The 15,395-nt window shown below is 67.3% G+C and carries 11 protein-coding genes; 10 read left to right on the top strand and 1 reads right to left on the bottom strand.

Annotated features, from left to right (window positions below; all coding sequences use genetic code 11):
- Window positions 1-60: 60 nt before the first annotated feature.
- Window positions 61-2,415 (bottom strand): hypothetical protein, encoded by a 2,355-nt coding sequence (locus ACSJJU_RS07285; protein ID WP_435914663.1) that lies wholly within the window; start codon window positions 2,413-2,415, stop codon window positions 61-63.
- 476 nt (window positions 2,416-2,891) lie between these two features.
- Between ACSJJU_RS07285 and ACSJJU_RS07290 the strand changes: the two genes are divergently transcribed.
- The 10 genes from ACSJJU_RS07290 (at window position 2,892) to ACSJJU_RS07335 (ending at window position 15,394) form a co-directional block, all read left to right on the top strand.
- Window positions 2,892-3,440, top strand: a complete 549-nt coding sequence (locus ACSJJU_RS07290) for a response regulator (protein ID WP_435914664.1) — start codon at window positions 2,892-2,894, stop codon at window positions 3,438-3,440.
- The gene (locus tag ACSJJU_RS07295) at window positions 3,433-3,954 is read left to right on the top strand and encodes an Hpt domain-containing protein (RefSeq protein ID WP_435914665.1); all 522 of its coding nucleotides are present in this window, start codon (window positions 3,433-3,435) and stop codon (window positions 3,952-3,954) included. Before ACSJJU_RS07290 ends, ACSJJU_RS07295 begins: the two co-directional genes overlap by 8 nt.
- A gap of 99 nt (window positions 3,955-4,053) precedes the next feature.
- Complete coding sequence (locus ACSJJU_RS07300; RefSeq protein WP_435914666.1) at window positions 4,054-5,469, top strand: hypothetical protein; 1,416 nt, start codon at window positions 4,054-4,056, stop codon at window positions 5,467-5,469.
- Window positions 5,470-5,548: 79 nt separating this feature from the next.
- The gene (locus tag ACSJJU_RS07305; protein ID WP_435914667.1) at window positions 5,549-7,024 is read left to right on the top strand and encodes a capsule assembly Wzi family protein; all 1,476 of its coding nucleotides are present in this window, start codon (window positions 5,549-5,551) and stop codon (window positions 7,022-7,024) included.
- Window positions 7,025-7,224: 200 nt separating this feature from the next.
- Window positions 7,225-9,345 (top strand): flagellar hook-associated protein FlgK, encoded by a 2,121-nt coding sequence (flgK, locus tag ACSJJU_RS07310; RefSeq protein WP_435914668.1) that lies wholly within the window; start codon window positions 7,225-7,227, stop codon window positions 9,343-9,345.
- A gap of 18 nt (window positions 9,346-9,363) precedes the next feature.
- Window positions 9,364-10,284 (top strand): flagellin, encoded by a 921-nt coding sequence (locus tag ACSJJU_RS07315; protein WP_435914669.1) that lies wholly within the window; start codon window positions 9,364-9,366, stop codon window positions 10,282-10,284.
- Between the two features lie 149 nt (window positions 10,285-10,433).
- Window positions 10,434-11,366 (top strand): homoserine O-succinyltransferase, encoded by a 933-nt coding sequence (locus tag ACSJJU_RS07320; protein WP_435914670.1) that lies wholly within the window; start codon window positions 10,434-10,436, stop codon window positions 11,364-11,366.
- 204 nt (window positions 11,367-11,570) lie between these two features.
- Window positions 11,571-12,665, top strand: a complete 1,095-nt coding sequence (locus ACSJJU_RS07325; RefSeq protein ID WP_435914671.1) for a DUF2336 domain-containing protein — start codon at window positions 11,571-11,573, stop codon at window positions 12,663-12,665.
- Window positions 12,652-14,292 carry a PAS domain-containing sensor histidine kinase gene (locus ACSJJU_RS07330; protein ID WP_435914672.1) on the top strand — a complete coding sequence of 547 codons (1,641 nt, stop codon included), beginning with the start codon at window positions 12,652-12,654 and terminating at the stop codon, window positions 14,290-14,292. Before ACSJJU_RS07325 ends, ACSJJU_RS07330 begins: the two co-directional genes overlap by 14 nt.
- A gap of 172 nt (window positions 14,293-14,464) precedes the next feature.
- Window positions 14,465-15,394, top strand: coding sequence for an ArsR/SmtB family transcription factor (locus ACSJJU_RS07335; protein ID WP_435914673.1), 930 nt, complete (start codon window positions 14,465-14,467; stop codon window positions 15,392-15,394).
- Window position 15,395 lies beyond the last annotated feature (1 nt).

Here is a 15,395-nt window from a genome sequence, read left to right on the forward strand (position 1 = left end):
GCAAAAGAAAAAGCCGGGCGCTGAGGGCCCGGCTTTTTTTTGGCGTGCGCGTGGTGCCGCTCAGCCGGTGAGGCGGTTGATGGACTGCGCCAGCATCACGTAGAGCTTGCCGAGGTCCGACGACAGCAGGGTGACGCTGAGGGCCTGCCCGTCGCGCTCGGCCATGGTGCGGCCGATCAGCTTCTCGAAATCCCGGATGTAGCGGCGCACCTGTTCGCGGAATTCCATGTCGCTGTCGAACAGGCGGGAGATCTGCGCCCGCTCGCTGCGGTCCGCCAGCTTGACCGCCCGGCGCACGAAGATGCTGCGGTCGCCCTTGAGGTAGGCCTGCCATTCGGTGTCCGAGACGTCCGTGCCCAGCATCTTGGCGATGTCGATGGCGGCGGAGTTCAGGCTCTCGATCAGGTGAGCCGCGGCGCGGGAGAGATCCTGCTCGGACATCTGGCCGAGGTAGGCGTCGGTCTCGGCAACCCGCTTCTCGATGGCCGACGCCAGCTCGTTGAGGCGCGTGACCTCGCTGTGCAGGTGGCCAACGGCGACCCGCGTCGCCTCGACACCGCGCCGGCTGGCGGCTTCCACCTCGGTCATGGTTTCGCGCAGGGGCTCGACCAGATCGTTGCGCACCGACTCGACGCTCATGCGCCGCAGGGTGGACTGGGCGGTCTGCACGATCTCGTCCGCCGCCGACTTGAGCGCCTCGCTGGCCTGAGCGGTCATGGCGCGGATGCGGCCGAGGGCCTCGACCAGCTGGGTCGAGCTCTGGATCGCGGTGGCCTGGGTGGCCTCCCGCGCGGCCGAGAGGGCGGGGGTCATGTCGGCGAGCGCCTTCGTCATGCTGTTCTGGAGCGCTTCCAGCTCCTCGCGCTGGCGGTCGAGCGTCGCGGACACATCGGCGAGGGTGTTCGACAGCGCCGCCGCGCCGCTGGAGACCGCCTGCATACCCCCGGCCACGGTGTTCGACTGTTCGGCCGCCTGGGCCACCGTGTTGCGGGCTTCGGACGCCTGTTCGATGGTGGCCGCCAGCGCCTGGGTGAGGCGGGCCGCCTCGCGCTGGGTCTCGACCAGAGCGTGCTGCATCTGGTCGGTCGCCGCCATGCCGTCGGAGAGGGCCTGGGGCAGCGTGCGGGCGTCGTCACCAAGGGCACGCAGCCGCTGCTGGAGACCGGAGACGCTTTCCTCCTGCGCGGTGAGGCCGGCTGCGATCTGACTCTCCACCTCGCTCCAGGCTTCGTGCAGCCGGGCGACATCCTCGGCGGCGCTCTGGCGCTGGGTGGCGAACTGGCTGAGCAGCTGGTTGATGCTGGCGCTGACGTGCTGGGTCTGGTGGGCCAGATCGTTCATGGCCTCGGCGGCAACGCCGCTGAGGCGGGAGCGCAGCGATTGCAGCGTGGCCTCCAGCGCCTCGGCCTGCTCTCCGGCCATGGTGCGGGTGGCCTCCGCAAGGTCATTCAGGCGGGTGGAGAGCGCATCCATGCTGGCGGCCACCTCGTCGCGGCTCGCGCTCAGCTGCTCGGAAATGGCGCGGCCCCGCGCGTCGAGCGTTTCGGCCTGGGTACCCAGCGCTTCGGTCGCGGACTGGATGCGCGGCAGGAATTCGGTGACGGCGGTCTCCGTGACCCGCAGGTTGGCTTGCAGGTCGCGCTGGCGCAGCAGCAGCTGGTTGACCGCGCGCGAGAGCGTCTCGGCCTGATCGTGGGTGGCCGCGCCCGTGGTCTGGAGCTTCTCCGCCAGCCCCTCGATGCGGCCCGCCAGCGGGTCGAGAACGGCGGGCAGGCCGGAGACCTGCTCGCTGGCCTTCTCGACGGACCCGGCGACGCGGCTGCTGGCGGCATCCAGCGCCTCGCTCGACGTGCCGAGCGCGGCGGCGCTGGCGGCGAGGCGCGTTTGCGCCGAGTCCGCAAGGGCGCTCAGGCGCTCGGCGGCGCCCATCAGGCGGCCGATCTGCTGTTCGATGCCCGAGGAGAGCCCGTCCGCCCGCTGCTCGGCAACGGCCAGCGCCCCGTCAAAAGCGGAAAAGCTCTCGTTGACGCGCTCCGCCGCCCGGCGCAGCCGCCGCTCGGCCGCAATGGCGTCGTGCAGCTGGACCCGCGAGGCCGGGGCCTGGGCGCGCACCACGAAGAACCCGGCCACCAGCCAGATGACCGAGAGCGGAGCGGTCGCGCCGGCGGCAAGGATCGCCAGCTCAAGGAGGCTCGGCTGGGCGCCGCCCCGGGTCTGGTACAGCAGGAGGACGGACGCGGCGACGCCGGCGAGCCAGACAATCGAAAGGACAAGCGCAATCCAGAGCGGTGCGCGGGGGCGCGCGCCGCCGTCCGCTTCGGCTTCGACGTCGGTCTCGGACATGAGGAATTCCATCTGATCGGCGTGGGTCGAAGGCTCGTCGGGAGCGGTCTGGCCGGCGGTCTCCGTCGCCATGGCCTCGCCATCCCCTTCTGCGTCAGCCGACGGCGGGATGGCGGTCTCGGATGCGGAATGGTTTCCGGCGACTCTGGGGCCAGACGCAGATTGGCGCACGAGCGGGTCACTCCCAAGGGTTGGCGTAGCGTTAGCGATTCACACGGCAGCGTCAATCGCCGGCCATGTGGTTTGTCACAGACCGACGGCCTTATCCAACACATCGGCCCATCTGCAAACAAGGTTTAAACCACACCGGTTTCACGACCAAGCCGGGATCCGGCGAGAGAACGCGCAAACGGCCGGTGGAACGCCGGTCTCCGGCGGGGCCGGGGCGAATGATCGTGGCAAAAAATCCGGTTTGAGGGCATGGAAAGCAAACGAACTGTTGGAATCGTTTAACAGGCTTTTTACGTTGCCAGACGGAATATTCCCGGGAAGCCCGGGGAGATGACGGTACGGAACAGGGAGCGGCGCCGCGCGCCGGTAAGTACAGGATGCCTTTGGACCTTCAGCGCTTGAGTGTCCTCGTCGTGGAGGACAGCCCGTTCATTCGGTCGCTGCTGATACAGTCGCTCAAGGTTCTGGGGGTCGGGCAGGTGCTGTGGGCGGAGCATGGCGGCAAGGCCATCGAGCTGATCCAGCAGGTCTACAGCGATCCGGTGCGGGCCGGAGCCATGAGCATCGACCTGATCCTCTCCAACTGGCAGATGTCACCCGTGGACGGGGCCATGCTGCTGCGCTGGGTACGCCGCCACAAGGACTCGCCGGACCGCTTCGTGCCGTTCCTGATGATCACCGCCTATTCGGACCGCGCCCGGGTGGAGGAAGCCCGCGATCTCGGCGCGCACGATGTGCTGACCAAGCCGTTTACCATCCGGACGCTGGGCGACAAGCTGACCAACCTCATCAACCGGAATCGCCAGTTCGTCCACACCAAGGACTATTTCGGCCCGGACCGACGCCGGCAGAACCTGCCGTTCGACGGCCCCGAGCGGCGTGTTCTCACCGACAAGAGCCCCGAGGTGGAGGTGATCCATGGCTGAGATGCGGGTATCGAACAAGCCGACGGTCAAGGTGCGCTTCTACCGGCTCCGCAACCGCCTCAAGGAGAAGGCGGTGGGACTGGGGCCGGGGGCGGACGAGGTCTATTACCTCGACGAGCAGGCGCTGGAGGCCGCCCAGCGCATTTTCGAGCAGATGGCCGAAGACTATCCGGACTGGGTGAACGGCCAGCTCAACACGCTCTACGAGCTGCACCGGCGCTGCGTCGACAGCCCGGAGCAGCGGCGCGCCCTGTTCGAGCAGATCACCGCGCTCGCCCACGACCTCAAGGGGCAGGGCGGCACCTTCGGCTATCCGCTGGTCACCGCCTTCGCCACCTCCCTCAACCGGTTCTCGGCGATCCGGCAGGACATCACCGACAACCACGTGGAGATCATCAAGGCCCACATCGACGCCATGCGCGCCGTAATCCGCGATCGCATCAAGGGCGACGGCGGCAAGATCGGCACGGCGCTGCAGCGGGGGCTGGAGCAGGTCATCGAGAAATACCGCTAGGGCGGTGCCGCCGGGCCTCTGGCGGCTGGTGCTGGCCGGAGAATGGCCGTAGAGAAGGCCGAGTCTCGAGATGATCGGCATCTCCAAATGAGGAGCGTCATGGCGCTTATCGGGCTGTTTTGCGCAAACCATCCCAATGCCGATGGCAACGGCGAACCCGCGGCCCTGCTGCGGGTGGGCGGCATCACGCTGCTGGAGCGGAACATCCGCCTCGCGCTGCGGGCGGGTGCGGTTCGCGTTGTCGTTCTGGCCGATGTGATGGGGCCGCAGCTCTCCGCCGAACTGGCGATGCTGCGCCGCCGCTATCCCATGCTGGATGTGGTGGGCGAGGCCGAGCATCTGGCGAGCCGGGTCGAGAACGCCGACCGGGTGCTGATGATCGAGGAGGGCTTCGTCGTTGACCCGCGCCTGGTGGCCGAGGCTGTCGCCTGCAGCGGCCGGGAGAGCGCGGCGGATGAGGCCGGAGCGAACACGCCCGACGCCGGAGCCGCGAGCGACCGTGGGCCGGAGGCCGTGATCTCGGTGTGGCTGGCCGGCCCTTCGGTGCCGGACCAGGCGGTGCGGCTGACCGCGCAGTATTTCTCCGCCGCCGTCAGCGTGCTGCCGGGGCAGATCGTGCGCCGGGTCGCCAAGGGGCTGGGGGATTGGGATTTCGAGCAGACGGTGCTGCGCGCGGCGATGGTGGACCTGCCGGTCCTCTATCTGGATGCGGCGCGCTGCGGCGGGTTCGACCCCTCGCTCGGGCGCGACCTGCCGCTGGTCTGGCATGCGGTGACGCGGCAGGAGATGGCGGCGAAGGTGGACATGAGCCTCGCGGGCCTCGCGGATGCCAGCCGGGCCGATGCGCCGACTCGCTGGATCTATGCGCCGCTTGCCCGCCTGGCCCTGCTGCACGGCGACCGGCTGCGCCTCGGCGCTGTTCCGGTGGCCTGGGGTGGGGCCGTGCTGGGGCTGCTGGCTGTCTGCGCCTTCGCGCTGGGCTGGCTGTGGGCCGGTGTCGCCTGCGCGATTCTCATGGGGTTCGCCTTCGAGATGGCGCACCGCATCGAGAAGCTCCGGCTCGACCCGGCCGTGCCGCGCCGGGTGCGCCAGATCACGCCGCGCCTCGCGGAGGCGGGCTGGTACGCGGGGCTGTGCGCCGCCTTCGTGGGCACGGAGGGGATGGCCGCCGTTGCCGTTGCCCTGTTGATGCTGGTGTGCCGCCTCTCCGCCGATCTGCACCGCCACTACTTCCGGCGGCTGTTCCAGTCCTCGCTGGAGGAGGGGGCCGGGCTGCCGCGCCTCATCGGGCTCGCGGGAAGCGGGCCGCAGACCAACATGTGGCTGCTGCTGCTGTGCGGCGTCGCCGGGGCGTGGTACGGCGGCTTCTGGGCGCTGGCGGGGTACAGCGCCGTCACCTATGCGCTCGTTCTTGCCGTTTTCATCCTGCGCCTGAAGCAACTGGTGCGGGGCCAGACGCCGCTCGGGAGCGGGCAGGAGGAGGGCGGGTCGTCCTCCGTCGGCAACAGCGGATAGACACAATCTGAATTTACTATATTTAGCCTGCTGCGAACCGAAGCGGGACTCGGGCGTCCTTGTCATGGGGGAGTGGAATATGCGTGTTTTGTTGACGACTCTGGCGCTTTCCGTGGTCAGCGCATCGGTACAGGCTTCCCCCTGGGCGGAAGCGGGCGACCGCCGCCTGCGGCAGGACGTCGAGCTGCTGGCCGATGCGGGCCTGCTGGGCGGCCCGATCAACAGCTGGCCGCTGCCCTGGGCGCAGATCCACGATGCCCTCTCCACCCTGAACAAGGACGAGCTGCCCCCGCATCTGGCCGCCGCCGCCGACCGGCTGGAGATCTACCTCGACCTCTCGCAGCACCGCACCGTCTACACCTTCGATGCCAGTGTGGCGAACGACCCCTCGCTGGTGCGCGACTTCGGCGATTCCGCCCGCGAGGATGCGGATGTGTCGGTGAAGGTGTCCCACGAGCTGGGCGGCACCACCATCAACTACGGCATCGGCTGGCGCCCCAGCCAGGTGGGCAAGGACTATCACTTCGAGAACGTCTACGTCGCCCAGCGCTTCGGCAACTGGGCGGGCTACATCGGCTATGTGGAGACCTGGTGGGGGCCGGGGCAGGAGAGCGGCCTCATCATGTCCAACAGCGCCCGGCCGTTCCCCAAGATCGGCCTGAAGCGCCTCTCGCCCGAGCCGTTCAAGCTGCCGGTGCTCAACCTGCTCGGCCCCTGGCGGTTCGAGACCTTCCTCGGCCGCCTGGAGAAGAACCGGGGCGACTACGAGCACCCGCTGCTCATGGCCATGCGCTTCTCGTTCAAGCCGGTGCAGGCGGTGGAGATCGGCTTCAACCGCACCATGCAGCTGTGCGGCCGGGACCGGCCCTGCGGCTTCGGCATCTGGAAGGACGCCATCTTTGCCATCGGCACCAACGACAACACCGGCACGCTGAACGAGCCAGGCAACCAGATCGCGGGCGCGGACATCCGCATCAGCGGGCGGCTGGGCTCGGTGACCGCCTCGGCCTACGGCGAGGTGATCGGCGAGGACGGCGACGGCGCGCTCATGATCGAGCAGCTGTCCTACACCGCCGGCGGCACGCTGACCGGCGGCCTGTCCAACGGCTCCATCTGGCGCGTGGGCGTCGAGTACAGCGATACCTATGCCACCTTCCTGACGGAAAAGCCGTCCGGGTGGGTTGGCAAGCACGCGCCGGGCTCCACCTACAACCACTTCATCTACCGCGACGGCTACACCTACTACGACCGTCCCATCGGCATGAGCCTTGATGGCGACACCCGCCTGTTCTCCGTGACCGGCTCGCTCACCGACAAGCGGAACCGCCGGTTCTACGGCGCGGTGCGCCGGGCCAACATCAACCTGACCGACACGCCCAAGTACCGCATCAGCCAGAACAACGAGAAGATGTGGATCGGCGAGGCGGGCGTCGAGTGGCCGACGCCCTGGGGCGATATCCGGGTGGAGGGCCGCCTCCAGACCGACGCGCCGAATACGCCGGGCCGCTCGCCCATGAAGGGCCAGATCGAGCTGGGCCTGCGCTCGCGGTTCTGATTTTTCGCCAGCCTGCCCGGAGTTGGCATCGCTTTTGCTCATTCCCTCCTGCAACTGTGAGGGAATGAGCGCAGCGCGATGTTCAGTCTGGCTGAAATCCTGAGATTTTCGGATACGGCAGGGTCTTGCGCGGCCTGCTCCCGGATCGGTCCGTCCCGGCAAAAGTTGCCGGTCGGCAAGGTTGAAGGGGGCATTGCCGCATGTCGCTGAGCAATATTCTGCAGGTGGCCTATTCAGGCATTTCCGCTTCGCAGGCGGCGCTGCGGTCTGTCACGAACAACATCGCCAACGTCAACACGCCGGGCTACAGCCGCCAGCAGGTGGTGATGGAAACCCACGCCTACGGCGGCGAGGTCGCGGGCGTGAAGATCGGCCAGATCCGCCGGGTGACGGACCAGTTCCTCGAAAAGGCGGTCTATTCGGCCAGCGGCGATACCGGCCGGTATTCGGTCATGCAGCAGTTCCATGACCGCCTTCAGGGCTTTATCGGCTCCTCCGATTCCAAGACCGGCATCGGCGCCCGGCTCGATTCCATCTTCGCGGCCATGGCCACGCTGGCGGGCGACGCGGCGGACACGGTCCGCCGTCAGGGCGCCATCGACAGCATCGCCCGCTTCACGGAGGAGGTGCAGTCCCTCTCCGGGCAGATCCAGGCGCTGCGGACCGACGCCAGCAACCAGGCGATGGACACGGTCAACACCATCAACGACCTGCTGGCGCGCATCCATGACCTGAACCCGCGCATCGTGCAGCTCAAGGTGACCAACGGCGATGCCAGCGCCCTGGAGGAGCAGCGGGCGCAGGCGCTGGCGGAGCTGTCCTCGCTGATCGACATCCGCACGGTCGATGCGGGGAACGGCGCGATCCATCTGGTCACCGCCAATGGCACGACGCTGCTGGACGACACGCTCTACAAGCTGGACTACCCGTCGCCCGGCGTGGTCTCGATCGAGACCAACTTCCCGCAGATCCGCCTTCTCGCGGTGCCCAAGGGCGGCGGCGCGCCCAAGGATACGGGCATGGTGCTGGACGGCAACCTGTCCTCGGGCCGTCTGAAGGGCCTTCTCGACCTGCGGGACAAGGAGCTGCCCGCCATCGCCGCCACGCTCGGCGAAATGGCGCGCGCCTTCGCCGACGAGATGAACGCCATTCACAACGCCCATTCGGCCGTGCCGGCGCCGCAGGTGCTGAGCGGGCGCCAGACAGGGCTCCTCGGCACCGATCCGCACGGGTTCACGGGCGTCTCCACCTTCGCGGTTGTGAACGAAAACGGCGTGGTGGTGGCGTCCCAGACCATCAACTTTGATACCCTGCCGGCCAATGCCACGATCAACGACGTGGTGGCGCTCATCAACGCCGGTCTTGGCGGGCAGGGCACGGCGACCTTCGTCAACGGCCAGCTCTCCATCAAATCGAACGTGGCGGGCGGGGGCGTGGTTGTGGCCGACGATCCGGCAAATCCCGCCAGCCGCGGCGGGCGCGGGTTCTCGCACTTCTTCGGCCTCAATGATCTGCTCGTCTCCGGGCAGAGCACCAATCCGGCAACCGGCGTGAAGGGCACCGATGCCCACGGCTTCGCGCCGGGCGGCTCGATGTACCTGGAGGTGCGCGACGCGAACAACCGGATCATCGGCAGCTATACGCTGAACGTGACCGGCACGTCGTTCGACGACCTGCTGGCGCAGCTCAACAGCCCGGCGGGCCTCGGCAACTACATGACCTTCTCGCTCGACGCGCAGGGGCAGCTGGTCTCCGCCCCCAAGCCGGGGTTTGCGGGTGCCGAGATCCACCTGGTGTCCGACACCACGTCGCGGGGCGGCACCGGCGTGTCGTTCAGCGCGTTCTTCGGCCTCGGCCACGCCAAGCAGGCGGCGTTCGCCAGCGATCTTGCCGTCCGCCCGGACATCCAGAGCAATCCCTCCCGTCTGGCGTTGGCCCGGTTCAATCCGGCGGCGGCCCCCGGCACCCCCGCGCTGGGCGAGGGGGACAATCACGGCGCCAACGCGCTGTTCGACCTCGGCAGCCGGAAGGTGGGCTTCGGCAAGGCGGGGGATCTCACCCCGGTTTCGACGACCCTGTCCCAGTACATGGGCTTCCTCCTGGGCGACGCGGCCCTGAAGGCCCAGCGCGCCGACGCCGGCACCGCCGACAGCACCGCGCTGCTGACGACGGTGGTGCAGCGGCGCGACGACTTCTCCGGCGTCAATCTGGACGAGGAGCTGAACAACATGATCGTGTTCCAGAACAGCTACAACGCGGCAGCGCGGCTGATGACGACGGCGAAGGAGATGTTCGACACGCTCCTTGCCATTCCGCAATAAACCTGACGGGAGCCTAGGATGACCCGGGTTGCAAGCTACTCCCACAACCAGTCCCTGTTGCAGGGGCTCCTGCGCAATCAGTCCGAGCTCTACAAGGTTCAGCAGCAGATCAACACCGGCAAGAAGGCCCAGGACTACCGGGGCCTTGCCTCGGAATCCTCGACCGTGGTCGCGGCCCGCGCGGCCTTCGCCCGCACCCAGGCCTACCAGAGCACGGCCAAGGAGGTGGGGCAGACCCTCGCCGTCGTCGATCTCCAGATCGGCTCGATGCTGGACAGCGCCCAGTCCGTGAAGGATGCCATTCTCGGCGCGCTGGCCCTGGGGGACGGGCAGGGCTTCATGAACAAGATCGAGGCCAGCTTCGGGATGATCGCCGCGTCGCTGAACACCAAGGTCGGCAACACCTACCTGTTTGCCGGGGCGCAGACCGACGCCAAGCCGTTTGTGGCGGGCAGCCTTGATGATCTGGTGGCCATGGCCTCGGCCGCGGATGCCTTCGCCAATGACCAGACCCGGACCTCGGCCCGGATCAGCGATACCCTCAACATGCAATACGGCGTGCTCGCCGATGAGGTGGCCGGGCCGATCATGGAGATCCTGCGGGCGATCAAGGAGTTCGACAACACCTTCGGACCGATCGATGGCCCGCTCACCCCCGACCAGGTGACCTTCCTCGAAAACCAGATCTCCGCGCTCGACGACGCGACCAAGACCATGCGCGGGGTGCAGGTGAGCAACGGCCTGCGTCAGGCGCAGGTGAAGGACGTGGCCACCAAGCTGGAGAAGCAGGAGCTCTACTTCGAGAGCTTCATCTCCGACATCGAGGACGTGGACATGGCCGAGGCCATCACCCGCTTCACCAACGATCAGGCGGCGCTGGAGGCCAGCTATCAGGTCATCAGCATGATCAGCCAGCTGAACCTGTCCAAGTTCCTGTAACGGCGGGTGGGCGGCCCGCCGCCGCCCCCGTCCGTCGTGGTAGAGGCAAGGGGATTCGCCGCACGGAAGGGTTGTGATTTCGGCCCGGCTCGCATAACGGTACTGCGTCTCTTCGGACAGTCGATGCGTCAGTAACTCTGGTTCGAGCCATGCCAATCAAGATTCCCGACGGCTCCCCCGCGGAAGCCGTTCTGCGCAGTGAAGGAGTGGAACTGATCCCGGAAGGCGTCGCCCTCCGGCAGGACATCCGCCCGTTGCGGATCTTGTTGCTCAACCTCATGCCCACCAAGATCGCAACCGAGGTGCAGATCGCGCGCCTGCTCAGCCACACGCCGCTCCAGGTGGAGCTGTCGCTGCTGACAACGGCCAGCTACACCCCGCGCAACACGCCGATCGAGCATTTGCAGGCCTTCTACCGCACGCTCGATGAAGTTCGGGCGGAGCGCTACGACGGCATGATCATCACCGGCGCGCCGGTCGAGACCATGGCCTACCCGGATGTGGCCTACTGGCCCGAGTTCCTCGACATCTTCGAGTGGTCCCGCACCAACGTGTTTCGCCGCTTCAGCATCTGCTGGGGCGCGCTGGCGGCGCTCTATGCGGGCTACGGCGTGGACAAGGAGCACTTCACCTGCAAGCTGTCCGGCGTCTACCCGCAGACCGTGCGGGCGCCGGAGGCGCGGCTGCTGCGCGGCTTCCCGGATGTCTTCCCGGCACCGGTGTCGCGCTGGAGCGGCGTGCGCCACGAGGACATCGCCGGCCACCCGTCGCTGCGCATTCTGGCGGATTCGCCCGTCACCGGCGCCTGCCTCGTGGAGGACGAGGGCAACGGCGACCTGTTCATGTTCAACCACCTCGAATACGACACGGATACGCTGAAGGGCGAGTATCTGCGCGATCTGGCGACGGACCCGAATACGCCGGTGCCCCACGGCTACTTCCCCGACGACGATCCGCAGCGTGAACCGGTGAACCAGTGGCGGCCCTTCGCCCACATGCTGTTCTGGAACTGGATCACGTGCCTCTACCGCGACACGCCGTTCGATCTCAGCGTGCTCAGCGAAGGCGCTGAACGGGCCTGACCCATTGCTACAGGCATGTCATGCGCCGCGCCGCAGGCAGGGTTGCCGCGGCGCAACGCTGAACCTTTGTCTGCTTAAAGCACTGGAATGATGCATTATATTTAGGCATGGTAATCTGGTATTAATTCTCGCCACGCTAACCAGTAGCGCATGGAGAGGAAAGCTGGCCAGCAAAGCATGACCGAGGAAGACGTCGAGAGGCTGTTGAGCTTGGCCGCGGATCGATCGAACGAGGCGCGCAAAGAGCTCTTCCATGCGATTGTCGACTTCTTCCTGCCGGAGAAGTATCGACTGACGGAGCATCAGCGGGCGCTGATGTCCGATGTGCTGGCCAAGCTGGTCAAGACCATCGAGATGGACGTGCGGCGCAACCTCGCCGAGATGCTGCTGCGCTCCGAAATCGATCTCCCCGAACTGGAGCGGATGCTGGCCAACGACGAGATCGAGGTGGCCCGTCCGCTGCTCGAGAACAGCAAGGTTCTGCGCGACGCCGACCTGATCGAGATCGTCAAGACCCGCAGCGACCAGCACCGCCTTGCCATCGCCATGCGCGATCATCTGAGCGAGACGGTGACCGACGCCCTCATCGCCCATGGCTCGACCGATGTCATCGAGGCCTTGATTCGCAACGAGGATGCGGTCCTCTCGCGCCGGGCGATGGAATATCTGGTGGCCGAGAGCCGCCGGCTTGACCGGTTCCAGGAGCCGCTGCTGTCGCGCTCGGACCTGCTGCCGGAGCTGGCCCACCGCATGTACTGGTGGGTGTCGGCCGCCCTCCGCCGCCGCATCCTTCTGGAATTCGACATCAGCGAGGAGATCCTCGACGCCGCCCTGCAATCGGCGACCCGTCAGGCGGTGGTCGAGGTGGACGAGAACCAGAGCCTCCAGTCGCGCGCGCACAAGCTGGCCCGACGCCTGAACGAGCTGGGCGAGCTGACCGACAACTTCCTCCTCCAGGTGTTGCGCCAGCAGCGCATCGCCGTGTTCCTCGCGGGCATCTGCGAGCGGGCGCAGATCGACAACCGGATGGGCTGGCACATCATCTCCGGCAAGAATCTGGAGAGCTTCATCGTGCTGGCGCGGGCCATCGACATGTCGCGGGACGTGATGGCCCACATCGTGCTCCTGCTGGGGAAGGTGAACAACCCGATGGCCATGCAGCGGCCGGAGGTCCTGACCACCATTCTCAAGCTCTACGACGAGCTGGAGCCCGCACGGGCGCAGCGGGTGCTGAAGCTGTGGCAGCGGGATGCCTCCTACGTGATGGCGATCGATGGGGTGCAGAATGGGGCGGTTTGAGCCCGGCCCCGGCGATGGGCCGCCCATCCTGGTCGTGCCGCCGCTGCGCTCGGCGCGACGGAACGCGGCGTCGAAAGGGGAGCAGCCGCGGACGTCGCCGCAGCCGGACGCGGCGGAAGACGCCGCGCCTGCCCTTGGTGACGCCGTGGTGTCGCTGCTGTTCCGGACCGACCAGAGCGGCCGGCTGATCGAGAGCAACGAGGCCTTCCGCCGCCTGAACGAGCAGTGCGGCGGCAGTGACGAGGCGGTGGCGATCCCCGGGTTTCAGGCGGCCGTCGAGACGGCGCTCATCTGGGGGAAGCCGGTCTCGCGGTCGCTGTCGGCGACGGTGGGCGGCGCGACCCGCCACTACTGGGCCAGTTTCGTGCCCCAGCGGAACGGCAGCGGGGCCGTCAACGGCATTGCCGGGGCGATGCAGGATGCAACGGAGCAGGTGAGCCGGGTGCAGGCGGCGGCCATGAACCAGGCCCGCTTCCGGGATTTTGCCCGCGCCTCCTCCGACTGGTTCTGGGAAATCGACGAGGACCAGCGCATCACGGCGCTCTCCGACCGGCTGACGGCGCTGATCGGCAAGCCGGTTGCCATGCTGGTCGGCAAGCCGTTCCAGTCGCTGGGCCGGCTGGAGGCCAACCTGGCGGGCGACATGCCCTTCGAGAAGGCGCAGACAACCCACGTGCCCTTCCGCAACCAGCTGATGGTGATGGAAGACGCCTCGGGCGACGCGGTGCTGTTCCACCTGGCGGGCGTGCCGGTGTTCGACGACGAGGGGTGCTTCCGGGGCTATCGCGGCGTCGGCATGGACGTGACGCGCACCTACCTCATGGAGGAGCAGACCCGCAGCGCCCATCGCAATCTTCAGGACGCGCTGGCGGAGCTGACCCGCAAGAACATGGCGCTGGACGTGGCCTCGGAGCAGGCCCGGGCGGCGCTGGAGGCCAAGAACGAATTCCTCGCCTCCATGAGCCACGAGCTGCGCACGCCGCTCAACGCCATCATCGGTTTTGCCGAGGCCATGCAGATGCAGGTGTTCGGCGAGCTTCAGCCGCACTACATCGCCTACGCCAACGATATCGTCACCGCAGGCTACCACCTGCTGGGGCTCATCAACGACGTGCTGGACGTGAGCGTCATCGAAAGCGGGGAGGTCACCCTCACGCAGGAGGAGATCAGCCTCGCCCCGCTTGTCGATCAGGCGCGCAGCCTCATCGTGCTGCGCGCCGAGGCCAAGTCCATCGATCTCAGCGCCGTCCGCTGCGACCCGTCGGTGCGCGTGGTGGCCGACGAGCGGCGCACCTTGCAGATTCTGGTCAACCTGCTCACCAACGCGGTCAAGTTCACGCCCGAGGGCGGGCGTATCGGGCTGGAAGTCAGCATCAGGCCCGGCGCAAAGCCCATGGTGGCCTTCACGGTCTGGGACACCGGCACGGGCATCGCGCCCGAGAACCACGAGCGGGTGTTCGAGAAATTCCAGCAATGTGCCGGGGGCGCCTACACCGGCAAGCCGGAGGGGACGGGGCTGGGGCTCCACATCTCCCGCCGTCTCGCCCGGCTCATGGGCGGCGACATCCTGCTGGACAGCGCCCTGGGCGAGGGGGCCCGCTTCACCGTACTGCTGCCCGCCGCCTGACGGTCCGGCCCCCGGTCGGACCCGGCAGGCCGGGGCCGGTATAATTTTATTCCAACATCGCTTTTGATTTGCGATCCTTCTTGCAAAGGATCATGCCTCTGGCGCGATTTCGTGTCCCGAGACGGTGATCTGTCTATTGACGATACATAAAGATATCTTTATGTCCGTATGCATGGATAACGCACTGACAGTTCTGAAGGCTTCCGCCGACCCCAGCCGCCTGCGCATTCTGGCGCTGCTGCACTATGGCGAGCTGGCGGTCAGCGATCTGACCCGAATCCTGCGGCAGAGCCAGCCGCGGGTGTCGCGCCATCTGAAGATCCTCGTCGATGCGGGGCTGGTGGAGCGGCACAAGGAAGGGGCGTGGGTGTTCTTCCGCCTCGCCGAGGGCGAGCTGGCCGATATCCTGCGCCGCATGCTCGACGTGCTGGTGCCCGCTGACGACCCGACGCTGTGCGGCGACCTGGCCCGGCTGAAGGACGTGCAGGCGGAGCGGGTGAGCCGCGCAAATGCCTATTTCGCCGATCATGCGCAGGAGTGGGACCAGGTGCGCTCCCTCTACATTTCCGAGCGGGAGGTGGAGGAGGCGATCATCCGTCACCTGCTGGCGCGGCCGGTGGAGAATCTGCTCGACATCGGCACCGGCACCGGCCGCATCCTTGAGGTGCTGGGGCCGCATGTGGTGCGCGCGGTCGGCATCGATACCAGCCAGGAAATGCTCAAGATCGCCCGCACGCGGCTGGAAGCGGCGGAGCTGCGCAACGTGCAGGTGCGCATGGGCGACATGTATGCGCTGAACGGTGCATCCATCTACGACGCGGTGGTGATCCACCAGGTGCTGCACTACGCGGAGGAGCCGCAGGCGGCGATTGCCGAAGCCGCGCGGGTGCTCCGCCCCGAAGGGCGGCTGCTGGTGGCGGACTTCGCCCCGCACGACAAGGAATTTCTGCGCGAGGAGCACGCCCACCGCCGCCTCGGTTTTTCCGACCGTCAGGTGATCGAGTGGATGGAGGCGGCCGGTCTCAGCGCGCGCGTCGTCGAGCATTTGCAGGGCAGCGAACTGACCGTGACGCTGTGGCTCGGCGAGAAGAACAAGGATTGAG

The organism is Pedomonas sp. V897, from assembly GCF_051304405.1.
Classification (GTDB): Bacteria; Pseudomonadota; Alphaproteobacteria; order Sphingomonadales; family Sphingomonadaceae; genus Pedomonas.